Origin of the sequence: Gluconacetobacter dulcium, assembly GCF_014174165.1 — a bacterium.
GTDB lineage: Bacteria > Pseudomonadota > Alphaproteobacteria > Acetobacterales > Acetobacteraceae > Gluconacetobacter > Gluconacetobacter dulcium.
In genome coordinates this window covers 1-14,687 of the sequence record NZ_JABEQN010000041.1, presented here as the reverse complement: position 1 = coordinate 14,687, position 14,687 = coordinate 1, and the positions used below count along the sequence as shown (strand labels likewise).

General features: G+C 68.4%; 15 protein-coding genes. 11 read left to right on the top strand and 4 right to left on the bottom strand.

What is annotated here, in order from left to right; all coding sequences use genetic code 11:
• Window positions 1-133: 133 nt before the first annotated feature.
• Both HLH25_RS19360 and HLH25_RS19355 read right to left on the bottom strand, forming a co-directional pair.
• Entirely contained in the window at window positions 134-1,705 is a 1,572-nt protein-coding gene (locus HLH25_RS19360; protein ID WP_182975640.1) for a Do family serine endopeptidase, read from the bottom strand.
• 141 nt (window positions 1,706-1,846) lie between these two features.
• Window positions 1,847-2,281: a nucleoside deaminase gene (locus HLH25_RS19355; RefSeq protein ID WP_182975643.1), complete on the bottom strand. Its 435-nt coding sequence runs from the start codon at window positions 2,279-2,281 to the stop codon at window positions 1,847-1,849.
• 346 nt (window positions 2,282-2,627) lie between these two features.
• Between HLH25_RS19355 and HLH25_RS20600 the strand changes: the two genes are divergently transcribed.
• From HLH25_RS20600 to HLH25_RS19330, 6 genes are all read left to right on the top strand, one after another.
• A complete protein-coding gene (locus tag HLH25_RS20600; protein WP_255318178.1) occupies window positions 2,628-2,753 on the top strand; it encodes a hypothetical protein in 126 nt (41 codons plus the stop codon).
• 217 nt (window positions 2,754-2,970) lie between these two features.
• Complete coding sequence (locus tag HLH25_RS19350) at window positions 2,971-3,702, top strand: gamma-glutamyl-gamma-aminobutyrate hydrolase family protein (protein ID WP_182975639.1); 732 nt, start codon at window positions 2,971-2,973, stop codon at window positions 3,700-3,702.
• On the top strand, window positions 3,699-4,475 hold the full coding sequence (locus tag HLH25_RS19345; RefSeq protein WP_182975638.1) for a pseudouridine synthase: 777 nt from the start codon (window positions 3,699-3,701) through the stop codon (window positions 4,473-4,475). The genes HLH25_RS19350 and HLH25_RS19345 overlap by 4 nt, the downstream gene beginning before the upstream one ends.
• A gap of 7 nt (window positions 4,476-4,482) precedes the next feature.
• On the top strand, window positions 4,483-5,064 hold the full coding sequence (rsmD, locus tag HLH25_RS19340; protein ID WP_182975637.1) for a 16S rRNA (guanine(966)-N(2))-methyltransferase RsmD: 582 nt from the start codon (window positions 4,483-4,485) through the stop codon (window positions 5,062-5,064).
• A 169-nt stretch (window positions 5,065-5,233) separates the two neighbouring features.
• Window positions 5,234-7,942, top strand: a complete 2,709-nt coding sequence (locus HLH25_RS19335; RefSeq protein WP_182975636.1) for an FtsK/SpoIIIE family DNA translocase — start codon at window positions 5,234-5,236, stop codon at window positions 7,940-7,942.
• On the top strand, window positions 7,939-8,694 hold the full coding sequence (locus tag HLH25_RS19330) for an RluA family pseudouridine synthase (RefSeq protein ID WP_182975635.1): 756 nt from the start codon (window positions 7,939-7,941) through the stop codon (window positions 8,692-8,694). The genes HLH25_RS19335 and HLH25_RS19330 overlap by 4 nt, the downstream gene beginning before the upstream one ends.
• Window positions 8,695-8,706: 12 nt before the next feature.
• On the opposite strand, the gene HLH25_RS19325 is transcribed toward HLH25_RS19330, so the two are convergent.
• On the bottom strand, window positions 8,707-9,240 hold the full coding sequence (locus HLH25_RS19325) for a hypothetical protein (RefSeq protein WP_182975642.1): 534 nt from the start codon (window positions 9,238-9,240) through the stop codon (window positions 8,707-8,709).
• Between the two features lie 205 nt (window positions 9,241-9,445).
• On the opposite strand from HLH25_RS19325, the gene HLH25_RS19320 reads away from it, so the two are divergent.
• Entirely contained in the window at window positions 9,446-9,694 is a 249-nt protein-coding gene (locus tag HLH25_RS19320) for a DUF3126 family protein (protein ID WP_114725217.1), read from the top strand.
• Between the two features lie 105 nt (window positions 9,695-9,799).
• Here the strand turns inward: HLH25_RS19320 and HLH25_RS19315 are convergent, their stop codons facing one another.
• A complete protein-coding gene (locus tag HLH25_RS19315) occupies window positions 9,800-10,417 on the bottom strand; it encodes a DUF2939 domain-containing protein (RefSeq protein ID WP_246402857.1) in 618 nt (205 codons plus the stop codon).
• A gap of 176 nt (window positions 10,418-10,593) precedes the next feature.
• Between HLH25_RS19315 and HLH25_RS19310 the strand changes: the two genes are divergently transcribed.
• The 4 genes from HLH25_RS19310 (at window position 10,594) to pyk (ending at window position 14,527) form a co-directional block, all read left to right on the top strand.
• Window positions 10,594-11,427, top strand: a complete 834-nt coding sequence (locus HLH25_RS19310; RefSeq protein WP_182975633.1) for a HesA/MoeB/ThiF family protein — start codon at window positions 10,594-10,596, stop codon at window positions 11,425-11,427.
• Window positions 11,417-11,809, top strand: coding sequence for a DsrE family protein (locus HLH25_RS19305; protein WP_182975632.1), 393 nt, complete (start codon window positions 11,417-11,419; stop codon window positions 11,807-11,809). The genes HLH25_RS19310 and HLH25_RS19305 overlap by 11 nt, the downstream gene beginning before the upstream one ends.
• A gap of 79 nt (window positions 11,810-11,888) precedes the next feature.
• Window positions 11,889-13,001: an SH3 domain-containing protein gene (locus tag HLH25_RS19300; RefSeq protein ID WP_246402856.1), complete on the top strand. Its 1,113-nt coding sequence runs from the start codon at window positions 11,889-11,891 to the stop codon at window positions 12,999-13,001.
• A gap of 86 nt (window positions 13,002-13,087) precedes the next feature.
• Window positions 13,088-14,527, top strand: a complete 1,440-nt coding sequence (gene pyk / locus HLH25_RS19295) for a pyruvate kinase (protein WP_182975631.1) — start codon at window positions 13,088-13,090, stop codon at window positions 14,525-14,527.
• Window positions 14,528-14,687 lie beyond the last annotated feature (160 nt).

Genomic DNA, 14,687 nt, shown 5'->3' with positions numbered 1-14,687 from the left:
GGCACCCAAGACCATCCTTATCGCCATCGCACGCCAGCTTCTCGTCATCCTCAATGCCATGATCCAGAAAGGTCAGACTTTGCAGATCACATGATCAACACAGTTGCCCCCGCGGGAGCGGCGCCACCGCCGGTCAGTCGTTATCGTTGTCGTTGTCGCTACCGGCCGCGCCACTGTCATCGGACGAACCCGGTGTCACGGCGATGAACAGGTTCTGGCCACCGCGCAGCACACGCAGCAACACCGACTGGTTGGATTTCAGGGCGGCCCGAACGGCGGTCACCGTGGCTCCCGGATTATCGACCGGGCTGTTGCCGACGGCCTGGATCACGTCACCGGCGCGAATACCCGCCTGCTCGGCCACCGACCCCGCCTGGACATCGCTTACGACGACGCCACGCACCGAACCATCCAGCCCCAGTTGCTGGCGCAGATCGCGCGTAAGCGGCGAAAGCGAAACCCCCAGACGCGGACCGCCGGCCTCGCTCCTGTCACCAACCGAGCCATCGGGCGACGACGCGCTGGACAGGTTCGCGATCTTCACCGAGGCCGTCTGCGCCGCGTTGTTGCGCAGATAGGCGATCGTCACCGAAGTACCCGGCGGCAGCGACGCAACCTTGACCGCCAGATCATGCGGGCTGTCGATCTTCTGGCCGTTGAGCGCGGTAATCACGTCACCGGCCTTCAGGCCCGCCTTTTCGGCCGGACTGCTGTTGCTGACGCTGGCCACCAGCGCGCCGCTGGGCGGAACCCCGTCGCCGGCCGGCTTCAGGCCCAGCGCCTTGGCCATGGCCGGCGTGATCACCTGCGCCACCACGCCCAGATAGCCGCGCGTCACATGGCCGGTCTTCTGCAACTGCTCGACGACGTTCTTGACCACGTCGGAAGGAATGGCGAACCCGATGCCGATCGACCCACCCGTGGGCGAAAGGATGGCGGTGTTCACACCCACGACCTTGCCGTCCTGGGTAAAGAGCGGGCCGCCCGAATTGCCGCGATTGATCGGCGCATCCACCTGGATGAACGAATCATACGGCCCGTCGCCGATATCGCGGCCGCGCGCCGAGACGATGCCCGCCGTCACGGTGCCGCCCAGCCCGAAAGGATTGCCGACCGCGACCACCCATTCGCCGGGCTCCACCTTGTCGGAATCACCCAGTTCGATGAAGCGCAGCTTGCTCTGGGTCGTGACCTTCAGCAGCGCCAGATCGGTCTTGGGGTCGCGCCCGATGATCTTGGCGGGCAGGGTGGTGCCGTCATCGAGCGTCACCGTCACCTTGGTCGCGCCCTTGACCACATGGTTGTTGGTCACGACGTACCCATCCGCCGAGATGATGAAGCCCGACCCCCTGGCCTCGATCGTCCGACGCTGCTGCTGCGGCATCATCTGGAACGGAAACGGGAAGGGAAAGGGCATCTGCTGCTGGCCCTGCATCCCGCCCTCTTCATCCACGTCTTCCGCGCGGATATTGGCGGTGATGGAGACCACGGCAGGGCGCACCTGCTTCACCAGATTGACGAAATTGGGCAGCGTCTGGGTCTGGGTGTTCGGACGGATGACGCCTGTCTCGTCAGCCCGTGCCGTGTCCATCATCACGGCCTGCGCCGCGCCGCCCAGCATCGTCGTGGCGACCAGCGCGGCCAAAACCCTGCCCCGCATCCGGCGCGGGCGGAAAGACATCATGGGCTGAAACTCGTCAGTCATAGCATTCCTGATTGTTGCTGGAGCGGCCGGGCAAGACGCCGCCCCTTCCTGAGGTACAGTCCAGAATAGTATGCGGTCGAACCCAACCTGTACCGTACCTGCCGATGAAGGATGCGTTATCTCCGCATTTCCCGCAAATTCTCACGCGCGCAATGCCTGAAAAAAATCGCGCAATAACTGTGCCGCCTCGCGCTCGCGCACCCCGCCCACCCATTCGGGCCGATGCAGGCAGTCCGGCCGTGCCAGCAGGCGCGGCCCGTGCTCGACGCCGCCCCCCTTGGGGTCATAGGCACCGAACAGAATGCGCCCGACCCGGAAATGCACCGCCGCCGCCGCGCACATCGGGCAGGGCTCCAGCGTCACCACCAGGGTGCAACCCGTCAGGCGCGGGCTGCCCAGCCGCCGGGCGGCCGCGCGCATGACCAGCATCTCGGCATGGGCACCCGCATCATGCGCGGCCTCCACCCGGTTGCCATCCCGGGCCACCACGCTGCCATCCGGTCCCAGCAGCACGGCCCCCACCGGCACCTCGCCCCGCGCCGCGGCGGCACGCGCCTCCTCCAGCGCAATGGCCATCGGGTCGGCGGGGCGGCACTCAGCCGGCACCGCGCACCACCCGACCAGAATATGGCGCAAAACCGCAGAAAATCAGGTCCTGTCCTCGCCCGATCATGAAACTCCATCCTCGTCGGCCGCGTTCGCGTCGCATAGATCCCATCGCCCCCTATGCCGGCAACGGGGCAGGACACAGCGTTCACAACATATTACAGGACGGCGCGGCGTCCAGAATGGACCGAACGACGCAAATCGGGAAAAAATATTGATTTTAATGGACAGGCCGGGTTGCGACTGACAGTGTAACGGCATCGCCGGTAACGGATCCTGAAACAATCGGGACCGATATGAGAGCAGGAGGCAGACGATGAATACGCTCACGTTGATCCTGGCCGCCGCGGCAATCGTCATCGGCTTTTCCGCATGCGAACCCGAACTGATGGGCCGTCATACCCTTACCGCGAGCCTGCATTCGATGGTCTCCGACGGCTGACCGACCGGGCGACCCTGCATTCGCCAGACGACCGACCCATCGGCACCGCGCGTCCATGACCGTGCGTCCTACGGGACGCAGGTGCCGGCGTGCGCTACACGCCGTGACGACATGACGGCCCAGGCCCCCCGAACCGCTCGCCGCCCTTTCGACGCGGCCCCATCATTCCGCGCATGGCGGATTTCCCTGACGACGATATTCCTCTAGGTCAGGCGGAATGATTCGACCCCGCCCCCTGATCGGCGTCACCCTGGACAGCGAAGCCGGCACCCCGGACGGGAGCGGCTATTCCCGTTTTCCGTGGTATGCGCTGCGCTGCAATTACATGGACACCATCGCCGATGCCGGCGGCCTGCCCGTCGCGCTGCCCCATCAGGCCGATCTCGCCCCCGCCATGCTGGCGCGGCTCGACGGCCTGGTGATTACCGGCGGCGCCTTCGACGTCGACCCGGCTCTGTACGGCACGGACCAGCGACACGACAGCGTCACCCTCAAGACCGGCCGCACCAACGCCGAACTGGCGCTGGCACAGGGCGCCATCGCGTCCGGGCTGCCGGTGCTGGGCATCTGCGGCGGCCAGCAATTGCTGGCCGTCGCCCTGGGCGGCACCCTGATCCAGCATATCCCCGACACCGTGATCGACGCGCTGGCGCACGAACAGCCCAATCCGCGCGACGAACCCGGCCACGAAGTGGACATCCTGCCCGGCACGATGCTGGCGCGCATCACGGGCGCCACGCGGATCGCCGTCAATTCCGCCCATCACCAGGCCGTGCGCGAACCGGGACGAGCCATCATCAGCGCCGTGGCGCCCGATGGCGTGGCCGAGGCCATCGAATATCCTGGCCATCCCTTCTGCCTGGGCGTGCAATGGCACCCGGAATTCGCCATATCCATGGCAGACAGACGTATTTTTTCCGCCCTGATAGAGGCTTCGGGATCGAGATGACAAAGCGCGACGACACCAGCCGGCCCGAGCGCGGCGAACGGATCGCCAAATGGCTGGCCCGCTCCGGCATCGCCAGCCGCCGCGACGCCGAACGCATGGTCGAGGAAGGGCGCGTGCGCCTGAACGGCGAGGCCGTGACCCACCCGGCAACCTTCGTGGTGGCGAGCGACGTCGTACAGGTGGACGGCGCGGTCGTCGAAACGCCCGAGCGCACCCGGCTCTGGCGCTACCACAAGCCCGACGGGCTGGTGACGACCCACCGCGACCCCGAGGGCCGGCCGACCGTCTTCGCCTCGCTCCCCGAAGGCATGCCGCGCGTCATCAGCATCGGGCGGCTGGACCTGAACAGCGAGGGCCTGCTGCTGCTGACCAATGACGGCGAACTGGCCCGCCGGCTGGAACTGCCGTCCAACGGCTGGCTGCGGCGCTACCGCGTCCGCGTCTTCGGCATGGTGGACGAGGCCCAGTTGAAGGCGCTGGCCGACGGCAGCGTCTTCGAAGGCGTGCGCTACGGCCCCATCGAAGCCGGGCTGGATTCCCGCAAGGGCGACAATGCGTGGCTGACGGTGGCGCTGCGCGAGGGCAAGAACCGCGAGGTGCGCAAGGTCATGCGTGGCCTGAACCTGCATGTCAGCCGGCTGATCCGCACCGCCTACGGCCCGTTCCAGCTCGGCACCCTGCAACGGTCGGAACTGGAGGAAGTGCCGGGGAAGGTACTGCGCGAGCAGATCCCTGGATTGGGGCCGTCCCCACGCCCATCGCGCAAGTCCTGACCGGCCGATGCGGATCGTCGCCGGCCAATGGCGTGGCCGCGCGCTGGCGGCGCCACCGGGGCGCACCACCCGTCCCACCGCCGACCGGGTCCGCCAGGCCCTGTTCGACATGCTGCTGCATGCGCCCTGGGGCGGCCACGGCCTGATGGAAGAGGCACGGGTGCTGGACGGCTTCGCCGGCACCGGCGCCCTGGGGCTGGAAGCCCTGTCGCGCGGCGCGCCCCACTGCACGTTCTTCGAGACCGACCGTGCCGCCCTGGCCGCGCTGCGCGCCAACATCGCGGCCTGCGGGGCGCGTGACCGCACGATGCTGCGCGCCGGCGACGTCACCCGGCCACCCGCCGCCGGCCAGCCGTGCAGCCTGCTGCTGCTGGACCCCCCCTACGGGCAGGGGCTGCCGGAACGGGCTCTGGCAGCCTTGGCCCGAACGGGCTGGATCGCCCCCAACGCACTGATCGTGATCGAGACCGGCGCCGACGAACCCCTGCCCATCGGCAATCCGATCCTGCCCGACGCCCCGCTGGCCGAGCGCCACCACGGCGCGGCGCGGCTTTCGATCTGGCGGGCCGCCGGCACAATGCCGGAATAACGGCTGAACCGCCCTTCTGTATTCCGGAAAGGGCAGGCTATACTTCCCCGGTTTCCGGACCCAGGACCGGCCGCCCTCCCGGCCGGGCCGTCCGCTCCATCGTGCCTGCCGTCGTGACGGAACCGCCCGGTCCACGCGACGACGGCCCCAGCGTACAGGACCCGAACATTTGCCGAGCTTTGGCCGCTACATTCCTGCCTCTCTGAACGCCCCGCGCATCCGCTCCGCCGCAAGGCAGAGACTGGCCGAGATGGGAGGCATGGTGCTGTGGCTTCTGGCCCTGGCGCTGGCCGCATCACTGTGGAGCTACAACCCGCTCGACCCGTCGATGAACACCGCCAGCACCCAGGCCCCCACCAACCTGCTGGGCATGGCCGGCTCCTACCTGGCGGACGTGCTGTTGCAGAATGTCGGCATCACCTGCGCCCTGCCGATCCTGGCGATGATGGCCTGGGGCTGGCGAGTAATCCGCCATGCCGCCATGGGGTCGATCCTGCTGCGGGCGGTGGCGATCCTGTGCGCCATGCCGGTCATGGGGGCCTTGCTAGCGGCCGTGCCGATGCTGGCGCCGGTCCTGCCCATCCCGCACTGGCCCACGGAATCCGGCCTGGGCGGCGCTTTCGGCCTGTCGATCGCCCATACCGCGCTCCAGGCGGGCATGTCGCTGCTCGGTCCGGCCGGGCGACTGGCCGTATGGGTGCTCGGGCTGCTGCTGACCCTCCTGCTGGTACCGCTGGGGATCGGCCTGTCCCGGAGCGAATGGAAGGCGATCGGCCGGGCGCTGCGCGCCGTCGCCCGTCAGCCCATGCGCCTCGCCCGCCGGATGCCGGCCCCCGCCACCCCAGCCGACCGTCCCGCCGCCGACGCCACCGGCCGCTGGAACGGTTCGCTGGACGGCACGGTGCCGCCCCCCCGGCCGGACCTCTCCGCCCAGGCCCGCGCGCCCGAACCGCCACGCTCCACACGCACCGAGCGCCCCGCGCCGGACGCCCGGCCCGCGGCCCATCCGCCCGCCCAGCCGGCCCCCCGCCCCACGTCCCGGCCACCTGCCCGGCCGTCACTGGGCACAGGCTGGGTCCAGCCCCCCGGCATGGAAGACGACACCGCCGACGAGGCGCCCCCCCTGCTGCTGGGCGGCCCGGCGACCCAGGCTGTCGTCCCCCGCCCGGCGCCAGAAGCCACGCACCCTCCCGTCACGTCGGCCGCCCCCCCGGCCGAACCGCCGCGCCCGTCTCTGATAGGCCGGCTGTTCGGCGGCCGCCCCGAGCCGACGGAGCCACCCGCCGCCGCCCGCGCGGTACCCGACCCGGACGACTACGCGCCGCCACCGCGTTCCGACGGCCGCGATCCGTGGCGCCTGCCGCCGCTCGACCTGCTGAAGCCCGCCCCCGCGCACGGCCAGACCGGCCCGTCGCAGGACGCCTTGCAGGCCAATGCGCGACTGCTGGAAACCGTACTGTCCGATTACGGCGTGCAGGGGCAGATCGGGCAGATCCATGCCGGCCCCGTGGTCACGCTGTATGAGCTGGAACCCGCGCCGGGCATCCGCTCGGCCCGGGTGATCGGCCTGGCGGACGACGTGGCACGGTCGCTGTCGGTGCTGAGCGTGCGGATCGCCACCGTCCCCGGCCGCAACGTGATCGGCATCGAAGTACCCAACGCACGGCGCGAGACGGTCTATCTGTCCGAACTCTTCACCGACGACGCGTGGCACCATGCGTCGTCGCAGCTCTGCCTGGCGCTGGGCAAGGATATTTCCGGCATGCCGATCTATGGCGACCTGGCGCGCATGCCGCACCTGCTGATCGCCGGCACCACCGGGTCGGGCAAGTCGGTCGGCGTCAACGCGATGATCCTGTCGCTGCTGTTCCGCATGTCGCCCGAGGAATGCCGCCTGATCCTGATCGACCCCAAGATCCTGGAACTGTCGATCTACGAGGGCATCCCGCACCTGATGACGCCGGTGGTCACCGAGCCGGCCAAGGCCGTCGCCGCCCTGAAATGGACGGTGCGGGAAATGGATCGCCGCTACCGCGCCATGTCGCACCTGCAAGTGCGCAATATCGGCGGCTACAACGAGCGGGTGGCCGACGCCCGCCAGCGCGGCGAAGTCGTCTCGCGCCGGGTGCAGACCGGCTACGACCCCGAGACCGGCCGCCCGACCTTCGAGGAACAGCAGCTCGCGCTGAACTCGCTACCCTATATCGTCGTGGTGATCGACGAAATGGCGGACCTGATGATGGTCGCGGGCAAGGAGATCGAAACGGCGGTGCAGCGCCTGGCGCAGAAGGCCCGCGCGGCCGGCATCCATGTGATCATGGCGACGCAGCGCCCCTCGGTCGACGTGATCACCGGCACCATCAAGGCCAATTTCCCGACCCGCATCTCCTTCCAGGTCATCAGCAAGTTCGACAGCCGCACCATCCTGGGCGAGCAGGGGGCGGAGCAGCTTCTGGGCCAGGGCGACATGCTCTACATGCAGGGTGGAGGCCGGATCACCCGCGTCCACGGCCCCTTCGTCGCCGATAGCGAGGTCGAGGACGTGGTCCGCTTCCTCCGCAGCCAGGGCGAGCCGATCTATGATGACGACGTGATCTCGGCCCAGGACGAGGACAGCGGCGGCGGCAGCAGCGGCAAATCGTCCGGCAACGGGCTGAGCGGCGGCTATGACGAGGAAACCAGCCTGTTCGACCAGGCGGTGGCCGTCGTGGCGCGCGAGGGCAAGGCATCGACCTCGTTCATCCAGCGCCACCTGTCGATCGGCTATAACCGGGCCGCCAAGATCATCGACCAGATGGAAAAGGAGGGCATCGTCAGCCCGGCCAACCATGTCGGCCGGCGCGAAGTCCTGCTGCGCCGCACCCCCGACGACGAATGACCCGGCGAGCGCGCCGGCCCCCGCCCCGGCCGGCCGGCCCAGCATCCTGCCTTCCTGCGGGTGCCCCGCCCACGGGCGGGGCCGATCCCTTTCCGGTTCTGTTCCGCGACACCCGCTTCCTGGTCATCGACAAGCCACCCGGCCTGCCGGTGCATGCCGGCCCCGCGGGCGGCCCGTCGGTCGAGGATTCCTTCCCGCTGCTGTCACGGCGGGCGGACGGACCATGGCTGGCCCACCGGCTGGATCGCGATACGTCGGGCTGCCTGCTGATCGCCCTGCGCAAGCAACCGCTATTGGCCGCACAGGCCGCCTTCGCCAACGGCCTGGCCCGCAAAACCTACTGGGCCGTGGTACGCGGCCGCCCCGTAACCGACAGCGGCACGGTGGCGATGACGATCGCCAAACAGTCGGACAAACAGGGCTGGCGCATGGTACAGGCCCCCACGGGCCAGGACTCACGCACCGCGTGGCGGCTTCTGGCCAGCGACGGCGAAACAAGCTGGCTGGAATTGCAGTTGCTGACCGGGCGCACCCATCAGGCCCGGCTCCATTGCGCCAGCCTGGGCTGCCCGGTCCTGGGCGATCCGGTCTATGGCGACGCAACGGGGCAGGACGGCTTCAGGCTGCACCTGATGAGTCGCGCGCTCTCCCTGCCGCTGGACCCTCCGGTTTCCGCCGTCGCCCCACCGCCCGCCCATATCCGCGCCGCCCTGAAGCGCCTGGGTTGGCAGGAAGAACCGGACATAACCTGACATACGGAAACGTCAGGATTTCTCCTCTTCCAGGGCATGCAGGCAACCGGTACCCCGATCGATCAGATGGATGTCATGCACCTCGCGGATCGCCGTGAGAGCACGCGGCCGCCAGGACGCAGGTTCCGCCGCCGGGGCGCAGATGTTCTTCCCGCCGAGAGGCACATCATCTTTCCGATCCAGAATCGACAGCACAGCGCGCGGATTATGGATCAAGGCCCGCCGCAGCGCGGCCTGAAGCGCACGGCTCGTGCCCGGATCGGCAACCGGGATCAGGTCGGGCACCAGCACGATCCAGTTTTCCCAACCCGCCGCCACGGCACGGCGCACGCGCGGCCATTCATGTTCGCGCGTCAACCTGCGCCCGACTTCCTGGGCACCATCCTGCCTGATCTGGTCGGCCAGCACTTTCGCATTCAGCGGCTGCATGGCTTCCAGAGGGCCAAAACTCGTCAGGCCCGCCCCCATTGCCGGTGTTGTCAGCACCATCGCCAGCAAGGCAAGGCGCAGGGGCGTAAAAAGGCGAGCGAACAGCGCACGGCGCATCGACAAAAGATCCTCCCGAACAGGGGACTGATGAAACGACGAAATCAGACGATTGAGGCGGGAAGGCGGCCTTGGCGCGCTGCCGCCCGGTTGCGGGCAGGGCATCGAATGCCTATAGCGAGCATCATCATATCGGGCTCGGACGGCGTCCGCCCCACTATCGGGCCATGCCATCGGCCCCACCCTTTCCGACAGAGAGCATTCCATGAGCAGCATGTCCGCCTCCGAAATCACCCGCCTTCAGGTCTGCCTGCGCCGCCTGCTGGGGTCCCCCGAACTGACGGTCAATCCGCCGCCGCGCGCCGGTCTGTCGGTCGAGGTCGCCGTAAAAGGCGAGATCATCGGCACCGTTCACCGGGACGAGGATGAGGGCGAAGTGTCCTACGCCCTGCACATCACGATCCTGGAAGAAGACCTGCCCGCCGAGACGACCGCGACCCGCGCCCGCCGCTGAACCATCCGCCCTTACCGCCCGTCCCCGACGGGAAGGGCGGCAGCAGGGCACGACCGGCGGAAACCTGCCCACAGCCAACACACGCGCAGACGGACCATATCGCCGTCAGCGCGAGAGCAGGGCGAGCCTGTCCGGCGCGGCCGAAGCCTCGATCACCGGGTGATCGGTTCGGCTGGCCGGCAGATCCACTTCGGTAATCTTCCACCGCCATCCCTGAATCCGCATCTGCAGGCGCAACGGCGTCTCCTGCTCGTGGCCCGGCATCACGGCACGGGCCTCGAACATGTCCGGGCGCAGAAAGCGAATGCGGACATGATGCAGCATGGCCACCGGGGAGATCGCGGACACCGGCTGCGCCGCCGGTATGACCTGCCCCATCAGCGTATCGAGGTTGGCGGCATTCACATGTACGTCAATCGCGTGAGACACCGCCGTGGTGGCAAACGAGGAACCGAATTCCGGCAATTCGTCGTCACTCGCCGGCTGATTGCCCACGATCCCGCTGATGATCTGCGTCTTCAGGCTGGCCTGCACGGCACGCCAGTTCAGGAACGTGCCCAATGTGCGCATGTCATGTGCCTGAATAGCCGACGAAACCGACCACAGCGTCACGAATGGCGAGGCCACGAACAGGGACAGCGACATGACCAGCGTCACCGCACAGATGCGGCGCGCCTGCTGCCGTCGAACGGCGACCATGTACCCGGCAGGCATCAGACGCATGAAACGGTCCATCGAAAAAATCGCCCCTGTCTTGCTCCCACAACATACGATAAACATATCGGCCATGCATGCGTTTCATGCCGCGTGATACAAATTGTTATAAAAAGTCAGGCCAAACGCCATATTCCGCAGCAGGCATGCGGGGCGCATACAAGGCCCAAGACAAGGCAGGACGTATGATTCCTGATTTTTCCGAGACCGAAATCCAGCGCTATGCCCGGCATATCCTGCTGCCGGAAATCGGCGGCACGGGGCAGGCCGCCCTGCGCGCCGCCAGCGTGCTGATCGTCGGTGCCGGGGGGCTGGGCTCGCCACTCGGCCTGTATCTGGCAGCGGCGGGCGTCGGCCGGATCGGACTGGTCGATGACGATTTGGTGGACCTGTCGAACCTCCAGCGCCAGATCGCCCACACCACCGACCGGATCGGCCGCAGCAAGGTCGAGTCGGCGGCCGAGGCGATGCGCGCGGTCAATCCGCTGGTCCGCATCGACACCCACGCGACACGGCTGGACGCCGGCAACGCGCGTGCGCTGATCGGCGGCTACGACCTGGTGTGCGACGGCAGCGACAATTTCCGCACCCGCTACCTGGTCGCCGATGCCTGCGCGCTGGAACGGCGCACTCTGGTCTCGGCCGCCGTGCTGCGCTTCGAGGGACAGCTATCGACCTTCCGTCCGCACCGGGGCGGGCCATGCTATCGCTGCCTTTATCCCGCTCCGCCGCGTGACGGCGCTGTGCCGTCCTGCGCCGAAGCCGGGGTTTTCGGCGCGGTCACCGGGGTCATGGGCACCTTGCAGGCGACCGAGGCCCTGAAAGAGATCCTCGATATCGGCGAGAGCCTCGCCGGCCGGCTGCTGGTATGGGATGCCCTGGCGGCACGCTTCCACACCATCCGCCTCTCCCGCGATCCCGACTGTCCACTCTGCGGCACCCATCCCACCATTCACGACCTGTCGGCCCATGCGTCCGGACAGGTGCCAACCGGAGCCTGCGCGATCCATGCCGACTGACATCCCGCGCGAAGGGCTGGCGATCCTGCTGCTCGATGGCGGCTTCGAGCGAGCGCATTATGCTCTGGTCCTGGCCGCCGGGGCGCTTGCCGTGGACCGGAAGGTGCTGATCTTCGCCGCCGGGCACGGGGTCCATGCCCTCGCGCGGGACTGGCAGGGGCTGCGCGATGCCGGCGCGGACAGCGCGACCCAGGCCAGCGGCGTCGCCGGCTTCGAGGTTCTGCGCGACGCCGTCCAGGCGCTCGACGGCACGCTGATGGCGTGTGAATCCGGCCTGCGTCTCACCGGTCTGGGCGCCGACGATCTCTTGCCGGGCGTGACCGTGGCGGGGGTTCCCGCCTTCCTCGATGCCGCGCGCGGGCGGCAGGTCATCAGCCTGTGACGGGGCGGCGGATCGCGCAATGCATCCAGGGCCGCAAATCCCCTTGCCGTGCGGCGCGGGCCTTGGCAGGGATGCAGCCATGATGCCCACTTCCTCCCTTGCCCTCCCCCCCGCCCCGCGCCGCATCACCCCGCGCGGATGCGCCGGCTGGATGCTCTGCGCAACGCTGCTGGTCCCGCTCCTGCCCAACGGCGCGGCAGCAACCACGCCGGAGCCGTCCAAAACGGGCCACCATCACCATCATCACGCCGCCAAGGCCACGGCGGGCACCAAGGCGACCGGGACCAAGACGACCGGCCCCGCGCATCATAAGCGGCATCATCCGGCCGCAGCTTCCGGCGCGGCCACAACGCTCCATCACGGCCATCCAGCCACGACACACGCCGGCGCGACGGCCCATCACCATGGCGCGATCGTCCCCCATCCAGCCCGCTCCCATCACGCGGCAACCGCCGCGGCCGCCGCCGCGGCGGGCCTGGCGGCAGCGGCGGCACCAACCCCGGCAGCCCCCGCGGGCGGAGCAGCCGTCGCCATCCCGCCGGCGGCAATGCCCGCCGAACCGGCGGCCCCGACGGACAAAGGGTCGGTCACCGGCCTGCCGCTGCCGCGCTTCGCGGCCCTGCGCGCCGACGAGGTGAACATGCGCTCGGGGCCAGGACAGCGTTATCCGATCGAGTGGGTCTATCACCGCCGCGACCTGCCCGTGAAAATCGAGCGCGAATTCGATGTCTGGCGCCTCGTCGAGGATTCCGACGGCCAGAAAGGCTGGGTGCACCAGGCGACGCTGGTGGGCACGCGCAGCTTCGTCATCCCCGGCCTGCCGCCGGTCGATCCGGCTCCGGCGACCCCTCCGGCATCCCCCGCGCCGACGACAGCCGGAGCGCCCGCCGCCGCCTCGCCAGCAGCCAGACAGGCAACCAATCCACCAGCAGGCCATTTCGATAGTCGTGAAGTCGAACGACTGACGGATCCCGCCTCGGCCGCCTCCATTCCCGGAGCGGTCATGCTGCGCTCGACCCCGGATGCCGGTTCAGCCCTGATCGCGGTGCTGAAACCCGGAACGGTCGGCATCCTGCGTACCTGCGCCGCCGACACGACATGGTGTCGCGTCAGCGTGCAACATTATTCAGGCTGGCTGGACCGCAAGGCGGTCTGGGGCCTGCTGCCGCAGGAGACCATTCAACCGTCCTGAAAAACCCGGCGGGCAAGGACGACGGCGCCCGCCGGGAGCAGGACAGCGAACGGGTTGCGGACAGAATCCAGAAGGAGAAAACGCCCATGTCTTCCGCTACAGCCTTACGCCCCCGGCGCACCAAGATCGTGTCCACCCTGGGGCCGGCCTCATCCACGCGCGAAATCATCCGCGCGCTGGCCGAGTCCGGGGCCGACGTGTTCCGCCTGAATTTCTCGCACGGCACACATGCCGACCACGCCGCCCGCTACGAGATCATTCGCGCAGTCGAGGCCGAACTGGGGCGGCCGATCGGCATCCTGGCCGATGTCCAGGGCCCCAAACTGCGCGTCGGCACGTTCGAGCAGGGCAAGGTGACGTTGCAGACGGGCGCCTTCTTCCGCCTCGATCTCGACGACACCCCCGGCACCGAGCGGCGGGTACGCCTGCCCCACCCCGAAATCATCCACGCCGCCACCGTCGGCAGCAACCTGCTGCTCGATGACGGCAAGCTGCGCCTGGTGGTGCGCGAAGTGGGCGTGGATCACCTGGATACCGTCGTCGCCGTCGGCGGCGTGCTGTCCGACCGCAAGGGCGTCAACGTCCCCGACATCGTGCTGCCGATCCCGGCCCTGACCGAAAAGGACCGCAGCGATCTCGATTTCGCCCTCGATCTCGGGGTGGATTATATCGGTCTCTCCTTCGTCCAGCGCCCCGAAGACGTCAAGGAAGCCCGCGCCATCGCCGGCAACCGCGCCTGGATCATGACCAAGATCGAAAAACCCCAGGCGATGGACAATCTGGACGAGATCGTCCGCCTGTCCGACGCGGTGATGGTCGCGCGCGGCGATCTGGGCGTCGAACTTCCGCCCGAGGCGGTGCCGCTGGCGCAGAAACACATCATCCGCCTGTGCCGCCAGCTCGGCAAGCCGGTGGTGGTGGCGACCCAGATGCTGGAAAGCATGATCAGCGCCCCCACCCCCACCCGCGCCGAAGCGTCGGATGTGGCAACCGCCGTGTTCGACGGCGCGGATGCCGTGATGCTCTCGGCCGAAACAGCCGCCGGTCAGTTTCCGCTGGAAGCGGTCGGCATCATGAGCCGCATCGTCAGCCGCGTCGAAGAAGACGCCGTCTGGCAGTCGATGATGCAGGCCAGTTGCCCGGCGCCCGAAGGCTTCGTCGCCGACGCCATCGCCGCCGCATCGGGCCAGGTCGCCACCACCGTCGACGCACGCGCCATCGTCGCCTTCACCCTGGCGGGGGCAACCGCCCTGTGCATCTCGCGTGAGCGGCCGTCCTGCCCGATCATCGGCCTGACGCCTACCGACGAGATCGCACGCCGCCTGTGCGTGGTGTGGGGCGTCACGGCCCAGTCGGTCGGACAGGAAACGCCGGTCCATACGGTGGAGAACGTGGTCGACCAGGCGATCGACGCCGCCGTGGTCAGCGGCCTGGCCCGCTCGGGCGATCAGATCGTGATCGCGGCGGGCCTTCCCTTCGGCGTGGCGGGCAGCACCAATACGCTGCGGGTTGCCAAGGTGCCGTGAGCATCCAAGGGGCGCTGCCCCTTGACCCCGCCAAAGGCTTCGCCTTTGGAAAGGCTCTGTTGTCGTTAGGTGTTGAGGCAGGCTGGCTGGGTGCAAGCGATAAGGATAGAAGGGGGAGCGAGGGCGTTTTGGAGCGTCTCGATCATGCGGCGCCATCCGA